At 69.4% G+C, this 15,407-nt stretch carries 24 protein-coding genes; 22 read left to right on the forward strand and 2 right to left on the reverse strand.

Features of this window, described 5'->3' with window-relative positions; all coding sequences use genetic code 11:
* Positions 1-140: 140 nt before the first annotated feature.
* Positions 141-3,044, forward strand: coding sequence for a PKD domain-containing protein (locus NOCJ54_RS0106490; protein WP_051485540.1), 2,904 nt, complete (start codon positions 141-143; stop codon positions 3,042-3,044).
* Between the two features lie 256 nt (positions 3,045-3,300).
* Entirely contained in the window at positions 3,301-4,587 is a 1,287-nt protein-coding gene (locus NOCJ54_RS24220) for a tyrosine-type recombinase/integrase (protein WP_036517073.1), read from the forward strand.
* 6 nt (positions 4,588-4,593) lie between these two features.
* Here the strand turns inward: NOCJ54_RS24220 and NOCJ54_RS0106500 are convergent, their stop codons facing one another.
* Positions 4,594-5,049, reverse strand: a complete 456-nt coding sequence (locus tag NOCJ54_RS0106500) for an ImmA/IrrE family metallo-endopeptidase (RefSeq protein ID WP_051485541.1) — start codon at positions 5,047-5,049, stop codon at positions 4,594-4,596.
* A gap of 319 nt (positions 5,050-5,368) precedes the next feature.
* Here NOCJ54_RS0106500 and NOCJ54_RS29350 point away from each other — a divergent pair, with 319 nt between their 5' ends.
* A complete protein-coding gene (locus tag NOCJ54_RS29350; protein ID WP_157514808.1) occupies positions 5,369-5,608 on the forward strand; it encodes a hypothetical protein in 240 nt (79 codons plus the stop codon).
* A gap of 605 nt (positions 5,609-6,213) precedes the next feature.
* Here the strand turns inward: NOCJ54_RS29350 and NOCJ54_RS0106510 are convergent.
* A complete protein-coding gene (locus NOCJ54_RS0106510) occupies positions 6,214-6,954 on the reverse strand; it encodes a hypothetical protein (RefSeq protein ID WP_028654855.1) in 741 nt (246 codons plus the stop codon).
* Positions 6,955-7,122: 168 nt separating this feature from the next.
* Between NOCJ54_RS0106510 and NOCJ54_RS0106515 the strand changes: the two genes are divergently transcribed.
* The 19 genes from NOCJ54_RS0106515 to NOCJ54_RS24245 all read left to right on the forward strand — a co-directional run bounded on the left by NOCJ54_RS0106515 (position 7,123) and on the right by NOCJ54_RS24245 (position 15,342).
* Entirely contained in the window at positions 7,123-7,398 is a 276-nt protein-coding gene (locus NOCJ54_RS0106515; RefSeq protein WP_157514809.1) for a helix-turn-helix domain-containing protein, read from the forward strand.
* On the forward strand, positions 7,395-8,168 hold the full coding sequence (locus NOCJ54_RS0106520; protein WP_028654857.1) for a BRO family protein: 774 nt from the start codon (positions 7,395-7,397) through the stop codon (positions 8,166-8,168). The genes NOCJ54_RS0106515 and NOCJ54_RS0106520 overlap by 4 nt, the downstream gene beginning before the upstream one ends.
* On the forward strand, positions 8,165-8,353 hold the full coding sequence (locus NOCJ54_RS0106525; RefSeq protein WP_028654858.1) for a helix-turn-helix domain-containing protein: 189 nt from the start codon (positions 8,165-8,167) through the stop codon (positions 8,351-8,353). The genes NOCJ54_RS0106520 and NOCJ54_RS0106525 overlap by 4 nt, the downstream gene beginning before the upstream one ends.
* 71 nt (positions 8,354-8,424) lie before the next feature.
* Entirely contained in the window at positions 8,425-8,619 is a 195-nt protein-coding gene (locus tag NOCJ54_RS0106530; protein WP_028654859.1) for a hypothetical protein, read from the forward strand.
* Entirely contained in the window at positions 8,616-8,945 is a 330-nt protein-coding gene (locus tag NOCJ54_RS0106535; RefSeq protein WP_028654860.1) for a hypothetical protein, read from the forward strand. Before NOCJ54_RS0106530 ends, NOCJ54_RS0106535 begins: the two co-directional genes overlap by 4 nt.
* A gap of 150 nt (positions 8,946-9,095) precedes the next feature.
* A complete protein-coding gene (locus NOCJ54_RS0106540) occupies positions 9,096-9,347 on the forward strand; it encodes a hypothetical protein (protein WP_028654861.1) in 252 nt (83 codons plus the stop codon).
* Positions 9,344-9,541: a hypothetical protein gene (locus NOCJ54_RS0106545; protein ID WP_028654862.1), complete on the forward strand. Its 198-nt coding sequence runs from the start codon at positions 9,344-9,346 to the stop codon at positions 9,539-9,541. Before NOCJ54_RS0106540 ends, NOCJ54_RS0106545 begins: the two co-directional genes overlap by 4 nt.
* On the forward strand, positions 9,538-9,735 hold the full coding sequence (locus tag NOCJ54_RS0106550; protein WP_028654863.1) for a hypothetical protein: 198 nt from the start codon (positions 9,538-9,540) through the stop codon (positions 9,733-9,735). The genes NOCJ54_RS0106545 and NOCJ54_RS0106550 overlap by 4 nt, the downstream gene beginning before the upstream one ends.
* A 94-nt stretch (positions 9,736-9,829) precedes the next feature.
* Positions 9,830-10,090 (forward strand): hypothetical protein, encoded by a 261-nt coding sequence (locus tag NOCJ54_RS0106560; protein WP_028654864.1) that lies wholly within the window; start codon positions 9,830-9,832, stop codon positions 10,088-10,090.
* A 90-nt stretch (positions 10,091-10,180) separates the two neighbouring features.
* Complete coding sequence (locus tag NOCJ54_RS0106565; protein WP_028654865.1) at positions 10,181-10,360, forward strand: hypothetical protein; 180 nt, start codon at positions 10,181-10,183, stop codon at positions 10,358-10,360.
* Position 10,361: 1 nt separating this feature from the next.
* Positions 10,362-11,045: a lambda exonuclease family protein gene (locus NOCJ54_RS0106570; protein WP_028654866.1), complete on the forward strand. Its 684-nt coding sequence runs from the start codon at positions 10,362-10,364 to the stop codon at positions 11,043-11,045.
* Positions 11,042-11,251 carry a hypothetical protein gene (locus tag NOCJ54_RS24225; RefSeq protein ID WP_036517074.1) on the forward strand — a complete coding sequence of 70 codons (210 nt, stop codon included), beginning with the start codon at positions 11,042-11,044 and terminating at the stop codon, positions 11,249-11,251. Before NOCJ54_RS0106570 ends, NOCJ54_RS24225 begins: the two co-directional genes overlap by 4 nt.
* A complete protein-coding gene (locus tag NOCJ54_RS24230) occupies positions 11,248-11,736 on the forward strand; it encodes a hypothetical protein (RefSeq protein ID WP_051485542.1) in 489 nt (162 codons plus the stop codon). The genes NOCJ54_RS24225 and NOCJ54_RS24230 overlap by 4 nt, the downstream gene beginning before the upstream one ends.
* Positions 11,733-13,250, forward strand: a complete 1,518-nt coding sequence (locus tag NOCJ54_RS28085; protein ID WP_051485543.1) for a DNA cytosine methyltransferase — start codon at positions 11,733-11,735, stop codon at positions 13,248-13,250. Before NOCJ54_RS24230 ends, NOCJ54_RS28085 begins: the two co-directional genes overlap by 4 nt.
* Positions 13,247-13,624, forward strand: a complete 378-nt coding sequence (locus NOCJ54_RS24240; RefSeq protein ID WP_051485544.1) for a hypothetical protein — start codon at positions 13,247-13,249, stop codon at positions 13,622-13,624. The genes NOCJ54_RS28085 and NOCJ54_RS24240 overlap by 4 nt, the downstream gene beginning before the upstream one ends.
* Positions 13,621-13,860 carry a hypothetical protein gene (locus NOCJ54_RS0106595; protein ID WP_157514810.1) on the forward strand — a complete coding sequence of 80 codons (240 nt, stop codon included), beginning with the start codon at positions 13,621-13,623 and terminating at the stop codon, positions 13,858-13,860. The genes NOCJ54_RS24240 and NOCJ54_RS0106595 overlap by 4 nt, the downstream gene beginning before the upstream one ends.
* Positions 13,857-14,036, forward strand: a complete 180-nt coding sequence (locus tag NOCJ54_RS0106600) for a hypothetical protein (RefSeq protein ID WP_028654868.1) — start codon at positions 13,857-13,859, stop codon at positions 14,034-14,036. Before NOCJ54_RS0106595 ends, NOCJ54_RS0106600 begins: the two co-directional genes overlap by 4 nt.
* Positions 14,033-14,938 carry a hypothetical protein gene (locus NOCJ54_RS0106605; protein WP_028654869.1) on the forward strand — a complete coding sequence of 302 codons (906 nt, stop codon included), beginning with the start codon at positions 14,033-14,035 and terminating at the stop codon, positions 14,936-14,938. The genes NOCJ54_RS0106600 and NOCJ54_RS0106605 overlap by 4 nt, the downstream gene beginning before the upstream one ends.
* On the forward strand, positions 14,938-15,342 hold the full coding sequence (locus NOCJ54_RS24245; protein ID WP_051485545.1) for a hypothetical protein: 405 nt from the start codon (positions 14,938-14,940) through the stop codon (positions 15,340-15,342). Before NOCJ54_RS0106605 ends, NOCJ54_RS24245 begins: the two co-directional genes overlap by 1 nt.
* Positions 15,343-15,407 lie beyond the last annotated feature (65 nt).

Genomic DNA, 15,407 nt, shown 5'->3' on the forward strand with positions numbered 1-15,407 from the left:
TCCAGGACCCGCTACAGAACTGGGAAATCTCGGGAAGTGCTCTCGGAGCGGGAGCCTGCCCGGAGCCCGACGCGGGACCCGCGCGAAGGTACCCGAATTCGGTCACGACCCCGGTCCTCGCCGCAGTGTGCGATAGGCGGGTGAAGGCCCGAACCAAGCTCCGCTCCCTCCTCATCAGCGCGGCGGTCGCCGCAGGCGTGCTGGTCCCCGCGACCACGTCGCCCGCAGCGGCGCCGGTGGCAGGCTCTCCCCTGACCGCCGCCGTGGCGACCGCCGCGCCCCAGACCGGCCGGATCGTCTCCGAGTCCCCGGCCTCGTTCACGCCGCACGTCATGGACGGCGCCGTCTACTCGATGGCCCAGGTCGGCAACATGATCGTGGTCGGCGGCAACTTCACCCGCGTGCGCAACGCCGGGTCGTCCACCGACATCGCGCGCCGCAACGTCTTCGCGTTCAACGCGACCACGGGCCAGGTCAGCACGACCTTCGCGCCGAACCCGAACGGCACGGTCTACGCGCTCACCCCGGCCCCCGACGGCCAGAGCGTGTACGTCGGCGGCGGGTTCAGCTCGATCACCTCGGGCGGCTCGACGGTCAGCGTGAGCAACCTGTTCCGCGCCGACCTCGCCACCGGCAACCGGATCACCCAGTTCAGCTCGGGGACGATCAACGGCCAGGTGCGCGACCTCGAGGTCCTGGGCAACCGGCTGTGGGTCGCCGGCAAGTTCACCCACGTGCAGGGCAAGGCCCGCAAGGCTCTCGCGACGGTCAGCGCCACCACCGGCACGATCGACAACTACTTCGACCGGGTCTTCGCCGGCGTCCACCGCGGCACCGTCACGAACATCCAGGAGTTCACGATCAACCCGGCCGGCACGCGGCTGGTCGCGGTCGGCAACTTCGACACCGTCGACGGCGTCAAGCGCCACCAGATGGCGGTCCTGGACCTCGGACCGACGTCCGCGACCCTGGCCGACTACCGGACGACCCTCTTCGAGTCCGGGTGCAGCCCCTCGTTCGAGACCTACACGGTCGACGTGAACTTCAGCCCCGACGGGAGCTTCTTCGTCGTCGGGACGACCGGCGCCTACGGCGGCTACTCCGGCAGCATGGCCGGCACCAGCGGCTGCGACGTGGTCGCCCGCTTCGAGACGTCGGCCAGTGGCTCCGCGGTGCGACCGACGTGGACGGCGTACACCGGCGGTGACACCACCTGGACGGTCGAGGTCACCGACGACGTCGTGTACGTCGGCGGGCACCAGCGCTGGCAGAACAACCCGGGCCGCGGCGACGCGCCCGACGAGGGTGCGGTGTCCCGACCGGGGATCGCGGCACTCAGCGCGCACAACGGCATCCCCTACTCGTGGAACCCCACGCGCACCCTCGGCGCCGGCGTCCGCGACATGGTGGCGACCGACCAGGGGCTGTTCGTCGGCTCCGACACCGACGTCTTCGCCGGCCAGACGCGCCGCAAGATCGCCTACCTGCCGCTGTCGGGCGGCAAGGCGCTCCCGGCGCGGCAGGACCTGAAGCTGCCCGGCGACGTGTTCCGGGTCGGCAGCTCGCAGACCCAGCTGGTGCGGCAGTCGTTCAACGGCAGCAACCTCGGCTCGCCCGGCAACGCCCCCAACGGCCCCGGCTGGGGCACCACGCTGGGTGCGTTCATGGTCAACGGCGACCTCTACACGGTGCAGAGCAATCGGACCTTCACCCGCCGCACCTTCGACGGCACCAGCTACGGGCCGGCCCAGACCATCAACGCAGCGGACCAGCTCGTCTACCAGGACGACTGGCACAACGGCGACATCCCGACCATCACCTCGCTCTTCTACCACCAGGGCTGGATGTACTTCACGAAGTCCGGTGCCTCGCAGCTGTACCGCCGGGGCTTCGAGCCCGAGTCGGGCATCGTCGGCCAGCAGCGGTTCACCACGAACTCCGTCTCCGGCGTCAGCTACAGCGGCATGCGCGGCGCGTTCGTCGCCGACGGCTACCTCTACTTCGCCTCCAGCGACGGGTCGTTCAAGCGGGCGCAGTGGGGCCAGCACGGCGCCGTGGCCGGCACGGCCACCACGATCGCCCCGGCGGGGGCGGGCTGGTCGTCGCGAGCCCTGTTCCTCTACCAGGGCCCGGCGCTCGAGCCGCCCGTCAACAACCCGCCCACGGCGTCCTTCACCGTCAGCTGCTCCGGCCTGACCTGCAGCTTCGACGCGAGCGCCTCCAGCGACCCCGACGGCCCGGTCCAGGGCTACCAGTGGAACTTCGGCGACGGCCAGACGAGCACGGCGGGGCCGACGGTCAACCACACCTACGCCAGCGGCGGCGCACGCACGGTCACCCTCACCGTGTCCGACGGGCAGCTCACCGCGAGCACCACCCGCACGGCGCAGCCGGCGGCGCAGGCACAACCGGTCAGCCACGTCACCACGGTCTCGACCGGCGGCAACCGGGTGAACCACCGCGCCACCATCCCCGGCAGCGTCCAGGCCGGTGACCTGATGCTGGCCTACCTGGTCGCCAACACCACGGCGCCGTCGTACACCGGACCGGCGGGGTGGACCCAGGTCGAGGCCCAGAACGCCAGCAGCAAGGCCGTCGGGCGGCTCTACGCCCGCGTGGCGACCGCCGCCGACGCCGGCAGCACGGTGACGGTGACCTCGAGCGCCTACGCCAAGAGCGTGCTCACCGTGGCCGTCTACCGCGGCGTCGACCCCTCGGCACCGATCACCGACAGCGCGATCGCCGTCCAGACCAGCAGCAGCACCACGCACGTCACGCCGACCGTGTCGGCGCCCGACGGGGCGCACTGGCTGGTCAGCCACTGGGGCGACAAGAGCTCCGCGACGACGGACCTCGCCCCGCCGCCGGGCGTCACCCAGCGCGACGAGGCCTCCTCCGACGCCGGCTCCGGGCACGTCACGACGCTCCACGGCGACAGCAACGGCCCGGTCCCGGCCGGCAACCGCGGCGGCCTCACCGCCACGGCCGACCAGGCCGCCGGTGCCGCGATCACCTTCAGCGTGCTGCTGAAGCCCGCCTCCTGACGCCCCGAGGGTCACCGAGGCACGAGCAAATGCAGCAGGCCCCCACCTTGCGGCGGGGGCCTGCTCGTTGCCGTGGCAGGTAGTGGATTCGAAACAGTATCGTGCTACGTTGGCCATGTGGCGGGTGACCAGCGAAAACCCATCCTGACCTGCACAAACAGGCCCCCGCACGAATACACATAACTAGTCATAGCCCACACACTGATACGTTTCCGTAGCACGCTCGTAGCACGTTTTGACCCCGAGGAGGCCGGTAGTGGCTGGCTCTGCAAGAGGCTTCGGCCGGGTCAGGAAGCTGCCCTCCGGCCGGTGGCAGGCGTTCTACTCCGATCCTACCGGCGCGACGCGGCTCTCGCGGTCAGGAAAGCCGACGCCCGTCCGGCACGCCGCCGCCTCCACCTTCTCCACGAAGCGCGACGCCGAAGCGTGGCTCGGCCGCGAACAGGCCCTCATTGCCGGCGGCACCTGGACCCCACCCGCCGCACGACAGGCAGCCCAGCGCGCCGCCGCCGAATCCGCCAACAAGGGCACCCCGGGCGAGACCTTCGGCTCCTACGCCGCCCGCTGGATCGTCGAGCGCCGCACCCGACAGGGCGCCAAGCCCCTCGCGCCGCGCACCCGGACGAAGTACGCCGACATGCTCGAGCACGACCTCGCACCCCTCGCACCCCTCGCGATCGAACACATCACCCCCGAGGTCGTGTCGGGCTGGTACGACACGTGGACGCCGAGACGACGCCGGGCCCGCGCCGGCGACACCGGGGCCACCCAGCGCGCCCACGCCTACTCCTTCGGCCGCGCCGTCATGGCATCCGCAACCTCGGCAGGCGGGCCGCTCGCAGGCCAGATGAACCCGTTCTCGATGCGCGGCGCCGGCTCGTCACCGTCGCGGCGCCGCGAAGAGCTCGCCACGGCCGAGCAGGTCGACGTCATGCTCGCCACCATCCGCCCCGAGTGGCGACTCCTCCTGCAGCTCGGCCTGTGGACCGGCCTCCGGTTCTCCGAGATCGCCGAGCTGCGCCGCAAGGACGTCGACCTCGACCGACGCGTGCTCCGCATCCGGCGCGCCGTGTCCGGCGACAAGGCCGAGCCCGTCAAGGGCCCGAAGTCCGAGGCCGGCGACCGCGACCAGCGGGTGCCTGCCTCGCTCGTGGCCGACATCCGCCAGCACCTGCGCGACCACGTAGGCCGCTCCCGCGACTCACTCCTGTTCCCCTCGCGCACCGGTGGGCACCTCGCCCCACAGACGTTCTACGGAGCCGCGCCGGGCGACAAGCGCCGGGGCCGTGCGAGCGTGTCTGCAGGCAACCGCGGCTGGTACCACGCTCGGACGGCGGCCGGACACCCGACGCTGCACTTCCACGACCTGCGGGCCACCGGGGCGACCCTCCTCGCCCAGCAGGGCGCTACCGAGGCCGAGGTGCAGGCGTTCCTCGGCGACTCCACCCCGCAGGCTGCCCAACGCTACGTCCGGGCCGCCCGGTCACGGATGGACATGCTTACCGACCGGCTCGACGACCTCGCCACCTCCGGCGGCTGGTAGACCCGCTCACAGCAGGATCGTCTCCATCTGCTCCCGCAACCAGGCGTGCTCGCGGGGGGCGAGGGTCGAGAGGCGGACGTTCAGCAGCTGCTCGTCGACCCAGAGGTGGTCGGCCGTCTCCTCGTAGTCACCGTGGTTCCACGCCAGCGCGTGCCCGATGCGCCGCACCGACGGCAGGAGCAGCCGGGACGCCTGCCGCTCGACGAGCGACTCCTCGTAGAGCTTGCGGCAGACGCTGAACGGGCCGCGCACCACATGGCCGGTCTCATGAGCGATGGTGCTGCGCCGCTCAGCCTGGTCGAGGCCCTCGGCCATCAGGACCCGCTTCTCGCGGTGCAGGGTCAGCCCCCATCGCCCCTCAGGCAGCCAGTTGACCCAGTCCACCCGCCAGTCGGTGAACTGGCCGATGAAGCGCCACGGGTGGTGGCCGCGGTGATCACGACAGCGGGACCGGTCAAGCATGGGCGCGACCCTAGGAGGGCGGTCCGACACAGGACGATGCGCCAACTATAGTGGGAGTCGCAGATCCCACCACCTGCTCAGCGGTGCCCGGAGCCAGGGTCATCGGGGGCGCCGGCACGATCGGGGCCGGATATACGTCGCCGAGACGCGTCTCGGCACGAGGGTTCGAATCCCTCCCGCTGAGTCAGGGGCTCAGCCTCACGTGGTAGAGGTACCGCAGGTCGGACACCCTTCTCCATCCGCGGTGCCCAACCCGCGGGCGGGGCCGAGCATCGTGTTGGGGCCAGAGGCTGCGCCGCCGGACCAGCCTCATCCTGCGATGGGTGATCTGTTCGTTCTCGCGGTACTGGAGGACGTATCCGGCCCTTCCGACGGAGATCACCTGCAGAAGGCCATGGGCGAGCAGCTGTGCCGGCTCGCCGTGCTCGTCGACCTCCGCCACGAACATGCGACCGTGGGACATTGCAAAGTCATGTGGCGCCCATGCCGCGTCAACCTGCCAGCCGGGAGGCAGCGGACCATCAAGATCAGCGATCATCCGCAACTGTTCCCGGCCTAGCACTGCGCTGGGAGGGTCATCCATTTCGAAGACGGCCGTCGTCTTCAGCAACCAGCGGACAAGGATGCTGCGCTCCTCGTCGCTCGGCACATGTCGGCGCTCCTGAATCTGCCTTAGGAGAATCGGACGCACCTCCTGTTCAAGCCGCGACATCCAACCCGAGTTGCATCGCCTACACGCGACCTTCACGGTTCGCTCGGCGGCCGCCCCCCCTTGCCCCTTCGCCTCGTCCCACGAGAGTTGAACTGGGAGTTCGGAGTCAGGATGGAGTTTGATGGACCGGTCTCGCCTCAGCGGTCTACTCGGCGCGTCCACTCGAGTGTGAAGTCTCGGCTCGTCATGGAAGTGCCTGGTCAACCACTGCGGCCACACATGCTCCCTCGTCACTGGAGTACGGCCGCAGAAGATACAGCGGCGCGGTCCTTCATAGCGGGCGTGCTTCCGGGCCAGTGCGTGCAGGTCGTAGGAGTGAGAAAACGCCAGGTGAACCTTGCCGCACGAGGGGCATAGCCGCTCCAGATCTGGCTTCGAACTAGGGTCCCAGACCTCCCTGAAACCGCAATGTGAACATAGGTAGTCGGCGTACTGAGAGTGGTTAGGGCCCGTCATACCGGATCCATCCCGCCGCGGTCCTGGCTCTCCGTGCCGGCCTGATCTTGCTTCTCTCGCGCCTTCTGGGCCTTGCCCTTGCGGCCGACGTCCCGAGCCGCCGGCGCTAGGCGAAGTCCAGGCGCGCCTGAGTCCGGGCCCGAGCCCGGCTGGCTGGTGGCGGCGGCGTCTCCATCCGCCTCACCTCCTTCTTTTCTGGGGGCCGCCTGGCCGGCGGCCACACGCGTGCCGGATAGGTATGTCCAGCGCATGGCTTCTCGGTGCGCGCTTGAGGCGATCGGACCGAGGTCCATCAGGTTGACCTCACGACCGTCTCCGGGTTCATAGACCAGCTCGAGCGCGGTCTCCCTTCCTTCGACATCGATGGCAACGGTTCTCGCCCGGTAGAGGACCCGGTCGTTGAGCCGCTCGACCCTCGTCTCCGAGGAGACGATGCCGCCGCTTGGAGCCGGCACGCCGCCCGACCCGATGGCCCGAGAAACCTCCTGGTCGGGGAGGGTCCCTGTCTCCCAGAGCACCTCTGCACTTCCATCAGGCCACCCCGCAGCGACGTCGATCTTGCGCATGGTGTCCCCGCGAGGCCGGCTCAACGCCTCGCCTTCGCTGGCCTTCCGCAGCTTCGTCATGGTTGTCGTCGACGGACCGCCGGCTGCGACCACTTGATCGACAGTGAAGTGCCGCGCCGCCTTGAACGCTTCGAGCACGACGGTCGCGAAGTGCTGGGCATTGGCTGACATGGCAGCAACCTCCCACAAATCTTTGGCAAACCTCGGTGCCGTTCGGCAAACCATGGTCGCTCAAGTCTCGCGCTCAGAGAAGTTACATCGCTGTCGTTCCGCAGGTCAGCCGAAGTTTGCCACTTCGAAGGGTTGAGTTGGGAGTTAGTTTGCCGTTAGATTGGGTTCATGCCCAACTACGACAGCCAGCGCCCCCGACGGGTGCCGCCTCACGTCAGCCTGGGTGACCTCCGAGCGGTCAGCGGCAAGACGCTCGACCAGATCTGCGAGCTCGTCTCCGAGGAACTCGGGAAGCCGTTCACCCGCGGCGCCCTCTCGGGGATCGAGAACGGCCACCGCGGCGCCTCGCGTCCGGTCCTCGCCGCCCTGGAGGTCGCCTACGGCCTGCGCCCCGGGGCGCTCACCACGGACTACGTGCCGCGCAACCGAGAGGAGGCGGCATGACCGCCCTCGACCTGTTCAAGTACGAGAGCCACGACGTCCACGTGGTCTCGATCGACGGCGAGCCGTGGTTCGTCGCCGGCGACGTGGCCCGGATCCTCGACTTCCGCGACGCCTTCAACCTGACCCGCGGCCTCGACGAGGACGAGAGGGGTACTCACGTTGTGAGTACCCCCGGCGGCGAGCAGACGGTCACCGTCATCAACGAGGCCGGCCTCTACTCCGCAATCCTCCGCAGCCGCGTCCCGCAGGCCAAGGCATTCAAGCGCTGGGTCACCCACGACGTGCTCCCCGCGATCCGCCGGACCGGCTCCTACGGGGCCCCGGCCGGCATGTCGTTCGAGGAGATGACCGCTCACGTCATCGGCGAGCTGAACGCCAGGATCGAGGCGGCACAGCAGCGCGCGAAGGAGCTCGAGGCACCGGCCGCCGCGTGGAACGGTCTCGCGAAGGCCGAGGGCGACTTCACGGTCTCCGACGCCGCGAAGATCCTCGGCCGCGACGGGATCGCCACCGGGCCCCGCAAGCTCTACGACTGGCTCGACGCGAACGGCTGGGTGTTCCGCCGGGGCGGTCGCTGGCAGGCGATGCAGACCGCGGTGAACGCCGGGCTCCTCGTCGAGCGGATCACGACCGGCTACCACGACCAGAACACGGGCGAGCGGAAGCAGGGCGACCCGCAGGTCCGGGTGACCGCCAAGGGCCTCGAGCGGCTCCGTGAACTGCTGTCGGCCGAGCGCGAGCTGGTCGTCCTGGACGGAGGCATCGCATGAGCCGGCCAGTCCGCATCAGCCTCAAGGAGGCCGCCGAGATCCTCGACGTCTCGGTCGAGACGGTTCGCCGCTGGATCGCCGCGGGCGACCTGCCCGCCGAGCGCATCGGCAAGCGGCTGCTCAAGGTGAACCGCTCCGACGTCGAGGCTCTGGCTCAGCCGGTGCCCACGGGCGGTGACCAGTGATGACCGCTACCCCTGCACCTGTTCCGCCCGCTGTGGCGCGCTTGTCCTGTCCGCGCTGCCAGACCCCGTACATGGTTGCTGCGCTCGACGCCGAGGCCGAGGGTCGTGCGCTGGCTGGTTGGCGCTGCGACTGCCTCCTCGCTGACGTCGACCCGGAGCGGCCCGCTGGCGGTGCTGCGGTCGTCGTGCTCGGCGCGTTCTTCGTGCTGATCGGCGTCTTGGCCTCGGTCGTCTTCTACATCGGCCGCTCGCGAGGTGCGTGGTGAAGGCACCCCTGACCGCTCAGCGGCTCGGCTCGCGCGCCTGCCCGGAGTGCGAGCGCCCCTTCGCCGACCATGACGAGACCGTTCTGGTCGAGGGCGAGGAGCCGGTGCGGAACCGCTACGGCGGGTTCTCCGACGGCCGCACTCGGCGCACCTCTCGCCGCTGGCACGTCGCCTGCCTCTCTGGTTTCGAGGCACGGAATGCCGCCTATCGAGCTCAGGTCGAGGCCGACCGCCTCGCCTTGATCCGCGAGCTCGGGCGGGCTGCCGGGTGGTCGGACGAGCTCATCGAGCAGGCCGTCGCGAAGGCGGCAGCCGCCACCACCTAGTTGACCTCCGGTCGTGGATCGCGTGGGGAAGCGCGCATGGCCGGACAGGGGCCGCCTCGTCGGGGCGGCCCCACCCAGAACCCAGAAACAGCGAGGTCGGCGCCACCACCAAGCAGCCGCCGACCTCACCTCTTCAAGAAGGAGTATCGCATGCACGAGCGTGGAGCACAGATCAAGCCGGCGTACCCGGCCGACTGGATCGAGTGGGGCTTCAGGCCCGGCGACCCGGCTCTGGTTGCGGCGGTCCCGGACGACGACGGCGAGACGGCCCTGATCCGGCTCGACCAGTTCGCGCCGACCGGCCACCGTGAGCGCGAGTTCGTCACCGCCCTGCTGAACATCGCCCACCGCCTGCTCGCCGAGTCCGAGCCGACGTCGCTGACCTCGGGGGCGAAGGCATGACCGACGACCTGACCATCCGCCACCGGGCCGCTCGGCTCACGCAGGCGCTCAACCCGCGCCACATCCCGTTGACCGCGCACCGTCGCTTCGAGCAGTTCTGCGGGGAGGTCGCGGCCGAGTCTGGTCTCGACGTGCTGGACCGCATCGTCGCGCAGGTCTCGCGGCACTCGGACCTGAGCCGGGGTGCAGCATGACCCCGATCCAGCAGCGGGCCGTCGAGTCCTTCGAGGCCGCCCGTGCCCAGCGTCAGGCGATCGAGTACGCCGAGTTCGAGCTGGTCGTCGCCGAGAAGCCCGTTCCTCACGAGGTCAGGGTCGCCGAGGCCCAGGCCCTGCTGCGGGAGCAGAACGTGCTCACGGTGGCCCGACTGCTGGGGGTGTCGGCATGAGCGCCTACGACCTGACCGCCCTGGTGCTCGTCGCGTGCCTCGTTGCTGGCTACCCGCTGCACCGCCGGGCCGTAGCTGCCGAGGAGGGTGCGCGATGACCGCCGAGATCCTGCGCCGGGCCGCTGCTGGAATCCGACAGGACGCGACCGAGGTCCCCGACCGGACTGTCGTTGACCACCGCGTCAACGGCGTGTGGCTGAACTCCGTCTATTACCTGACGACGACCCCCGCCGTCGCGCTGGCCGTGGCGGACTGGCTGGACGCCGAGGCCGGACACGCCGACGACTGGTTCGACCCCGAGCCCGCCGCCCTCGCCGTCGCCCGCGCCTACCTCGGGGAGGCCGCCGATGCATGACCAGCCCCTCTCCCCCGCCTACCAGTGCCGCGTCGAGGGCTGCGACTGGGACGCCGTGCAAGGACACCTGTGCGTCGAGCACGAACGGCGGTGGACCGCATGACCTCCTGCCGCTGCACCGACCCCGACCACCCCTGCACCAACTGCGCCGCCCAGATCGACGACGCCGAGGACCGCAAACGCGGCTACTACCGCGACTACACCGACCGCGAGAACGACGACAGGGCCGACGCACAAGCCGCCCGCGACTGGGCCGGAAGGGACTACTGACATGACCATCGAAATCATCGACGTTGAGCAGCGATCGGAAGCCTGGTTCAAGGCACGCTGCGGCATCGTCACCGCCTCGGCCGTGGGGAAGCTCATCACCCCGAGGACCGTGAAGCCCGCGAGCAACGACGAGTCGCGCCGACTCGTGTCGCTGCTGGCGGCTGAGCGAGTCACCGGCATCGTCGAGGAGACGCCGACCACCGCCGACATGTGGCGCGGGATCGAGGCCGAGCCCTACGCGCGGGAGCTCTACTCGCAGCACCACGACACCGCGATCGAGGTCGGGTTCATGCGCCGCCACTTCGACGGGTTCACCATCGGCTACTCCCCCGACGGACTCGTGGGCGACGACGGACTCATCGAGATCAAGTCGCCCCGAGCACGCGGCCACTTCCTCACCATCGTCTCCGGCGAGGTGCCGTTGATCTACATGGCGCAGTTGCAGACCGGGCTCCTGGTCTCCGGCCGCGAGTGGATCGACTTCGTGTCCTACGTCGGAGGGATGCCGCTGTGGGTCAAGCGCGTCACCCCCGACCCCAAGTGGCAGGCCGCGATCTTGGCTGCCGTCGAGCAGGCCGAGACCGACATCGTCGAGCACGTCTCCGAGTACGAGCGCGTGGTCGTCGGACTGCCCACCACCGAACGCATCGACTTCAACGTCGTCGAACTTAAGGGCATCGCATGAACACCTACCAAGTCCTCTACACAGCCACGGCATCAACGGTCATCACGATCGAGGCCGACTCGCCCGAGGAAGCTCGCGAACTCGCCGACGAGCAGTTCGAAGGCCCCACCCTCTGCGCCCAATGCTCCGGTTGGGGCGGTCGACAGGACCTCGATCTCGGCGACTGGGAGCAGGACGAGTCCGACGGCGGGGTGTGGTCCGAATGAAGGTCACCATCGAGAAGAAGACCGACCAGCTCAACTACGAGGATTTTCTGGGCGGCGTGACCCGGATCGTCACCATCGCCGGGATCAAGAAGGGCACCAAGGAGCAGCAGTACGACATCGAGATCGTCGGCGACTCCCGCGTCTGGCGGCCCGCGGTCACCGTGCTCAAGCTCCTCGTCGCCGCATGGGGTGACGACGCGAGCACCTGGATCGGGCGCCACGTCGAGCTCTACGGCGACCCCGACGTCACGTTCGGCCGGGAGAAGGTCGGTGGCATCCGGGTCTCGCGGCTGTCCCACATCGACGGCCCGGTTGCCGCGAGCCTCACCGAGACCCGTGGCCGTCGCAAGGTCCACATCGTCGAGCCGCTGGACCGAGTTTCCATCCTCCGCGCCGAGTGGACAACCGCGACCCCTGAGCGCAAGGCCGAGATCGAGGCCGAGGTCAAGTCGCTGACCCAGCCAACCGAGGGCGGTGCGGCATGAGCGGCCCGCGCATCGGAGAGTTGTTCGCCGGCTACGGCGGGCTCGGGATGGGCGTGCAGTCCGTCTACGGCGGTGAGGTCGTGTGGGTGTCCGAGTTCGACAAGGGCCCCAGCAAGATCCTCGCCCACCGCTTCCCGCACGCGCCGAACCTGGGCGACATCACGAAGATCAAGTGGACCCCCGACTGCCCGACGTGCGGGGAACTGCTTGCCCTCTATTGGAACGACGACATGCCCGAGGGTCGTGGCTACTACTGCCCGACAGACGGGTGGTTCGACCTCGACCTCTGGATGTCCGAGCCGAACGTGCCCGAGCCCGTCGACATCCTGACCGGCGGCTCACCCTGCCAAGACCTGTCACATGCCGGACGACGCGCCGGCATGACCGAGGGAACCCGCTCGAACCTCTGGGTTGCCATGCGCGAGGCGATCGCGCAACTGCGCCCGGCGATGGTCGTCTGGGAGAACGTGGGAGGGGCTTTCAGTGCCGCAGCCGATAGCGAAGTGGAACCCTGCGCGGGATGTGTGGGAGACGGACCAGGGGTGCATCTGCGAGCACTTGGACGTGTTCTCGGAGACCTGGCCTCGCTCGGGTATGACGCGAGCTGGCACAGCCTTCGAGCCGCCGACGTCGGCGCCCCGCATGGACGACTCCGAGTGTTCGTCGTTGCTACCGACGCCAATGGTGGGGTCGAGCTCGCCGGCCGCGCACGGGCAGATCAGCGGACAGTGGCGCACGGCGATGGCCGAGGCGCTGCCGCAGCACTTCTTCCCACGCCCCGGAGCAGCGACACCAACGGAGCCGGAAGCCACGGAAGCGGCGGGCTAGACCTGCGGACGACGGTTCGCCTGTTGCCCACGGCGACGACCCGCGACCACAAGGACCACACGATCCGCCGCGAGCCCCACCGGCCCGACGATGTGGACACGCTCGCCAGGGCGCTCACCGATGTCCCGTGCGCGCTCCTCCCGACGCCCCGTGCCACCGACGGCACCAAGGGCGGCCCGAACCAGCGCGGATCGTCGGGCGACCTCATGCTGCCCGCCGCCGTGCAGCCGGATCGGCTGTTGCCGACGCCGCGCACGAAGAACAACGAGAACCGCCAAAGCGAGAAGTTCGCGGGCGAGGACGGCAACTTCTACGGCCTACTCCACAACCCCGAACGCTGGGGTGACTACGCCGCCGCAATCGCCCGCTGGGAGCACGTCCTCGGGCGGACTGCACCGGAGCCGACGACCCGCGACTGGGAGCGATTCGAGAGGCGTAAGGCGCGCCGCATCCTTTCACCGCTGCCGATCGGAATGCGCGGCTCGATCGCCTTCATGCATCAGGGTCCGGCGCCGCAACTGTCCCCGCGCTTTGTGGAGTTCCTCATGGGCCTGCCCGCCGGGTGGATCACCGACGTCCCCGGCATCACCCGCAACGAAGCGCTCAAGGCTCTCGGCAACGGCGTCGTACCCCAGCAGGCCGCCGAAGCGCTGCGCGTCATGGCCGGTTGGGCGGTGGCCGCATGACGACCCTCACCTTCTCCATCCCCGCCGACCTGTGGCTGTCTGCGAACCAGCGGCTCCACTGGGCACCCAGAGCCAAGCGCACCAAGGCCCTGCGCGAGCTCGGCTACTTCACCGCGAAGGCCCGGCGCGCACCCCGGTTCGACGTCGCCCACGTGGCCGCGTTCATCGGCTACCCGCGCAACGGCAAGGCGGACCCGGCCAACGCTGCCCCAACGATCAAGGCGCTGATCGACGGCATCACCGACGCCGGGGTGTTTCCCGACGACGACAGCACGCACGTCATCGGCCCCACCTACCTGCGTGACCCCAAGCCCGAGACGCCCGGCTGCTACTCGGTGCGGCTCGTCATCACCAACCAGGAGGTGCCGTGGTGAGCAGCCACCACCTCGTCATCACCACCACCTTCGACGCCGGCCACGAGTCGACCTGGACCTACTACAACCAGCCCGGCACCGCGAAGGACGCCCACAACAACCTCGCCGCCCGCTGGAAGGCCGCCGGCTACGAGTTCACCCGCGACAAGGCCGCGCTCACCCTGACCCGCCACATCGCCGACGAGAGCCGGGGCGGGCCGTACACCGACCACATCGCACACGAGGACGCCCCATGAGCCGCCGCTGCACCGCCCGCCACGGCGACCTCACCTGCTGCCGACTCCACGGCGGCAACGACACCTACACCATCCCCCACCCCATGCCCCACCTCGACCCGACCGGCACCCAATGGGACGACCACGGCATCCGACGGGCACGCGGGAACGACCCATGGAAGGGACAGATCCGATGACCGACGCCGGGAAGCATGGCGAACGCGGGACGTACCTCCGCGGCTGCACCTGTGAGCCGTGCCGCGAAGCCAACGCCGACTACTGCAAGCGGTACCGCACCCGCGTCTACCGCAACGGCGGCAACATCCGCGTAGACGCCGGGCCCGCCCGCGACCACATCGCGCTCCTACGCACCCACTACACGGTCTCAGCAATCGCCACCCTCGCACAGATGAACTCGTCCGCGATCTGCCGCATCAGCAATGGCCAACAGGCCAAGATCACCCCCGATGTCGAAGGTCGCATCCTCGCGGTTCGACCAGGGCTGGACGTCGGCCGCCAGTGGGTCAATCCCATCGGCGCGATGCGCCGCGTCCAGGCCCTCTGCGCGATCGGCTACGCCCTCCACTGGCAGGGCACCCGCCTGAACTACCAGAAGGCCAACATGTGGGCGCTCGTCCGCGGCGACAAGCCCTACATCACCGGCGCCGTCGATCGTCGCATCCGCGAACTGTACGACGAGCTGTGCATGAAGCCGCGCACCTCGACATTGAGCACCGAGAAGGCGTCGATCACCAAGGCCCACCGCATGGCCGCCCGCGAAGGCTGGGCGCCCCCGCTCGCCTGGGACAACATCGACGACCCCGACGAACGCCCCAACCTCGGAGCCCCCGACGCCCGCAACCACAACGGCACCCGACCACTCCACCTCATGGTCGAAGACGCCGAATGGTTGGCCGACAGCGGGCTGAATCTGACTGGCGTCCTGCACCGCCTCAACGTCAACCGCGACACCTTCCGCGACCTCCTCCGCCGCGCCGACCGCGCCGACCTCTACTGGCGCCTCGCCATGCGCGAACCCGACGCCGACAACCGCAAAGCCACCCGCGACGGCATTCGACGCGGCCGGGAGGTGGCCTGATGGCACTCCCCTGGGCCCGCCTCGACGTGAACATCGCCTCGCACGACAAGATCGTGAACCTCCTGTCCAGCGAGACGCAGGCCGCGCTGCGCTGGCAGGCCGTCGCCTCGTACATGTTCTCGATCGGCTACTCGGTCGGCCACGGCACCAACGGGCACATCCCGAAGGCAGCCCTGCCGTTCGTCCACGGCACCCCGCGGACAGCCCGCCTTCTCGTCGCCTACGACCTCTGGATCGAGGCCACGAGCGGCTGGGACATCAAGAACTTCGCGCTCTACCAAGAGCTCGACGTGATCTCGGAGAGCAAGCGGGCCGCCCGCACCGCCAGCGGCCGCAAGGCGGCGTGCATCAAGTGGCACGGCAAGGACTGCGGCTGCTGGAAGGGGGCAGCAAACGATGCGTGACGCAATGCGGACGCAATGCGAAACGGATATGCGATTCGCAGATGCAACGGACGGACGGACGGACG

This window comes from Nocardioides sp. J54, assembly GCF_000519005.1.
Taxonomy (GTDB): Bacteria; Actinomycetota; Actinomycetes; order Propionibacteriales; family Nocardioidaceae; genus Nocardioides.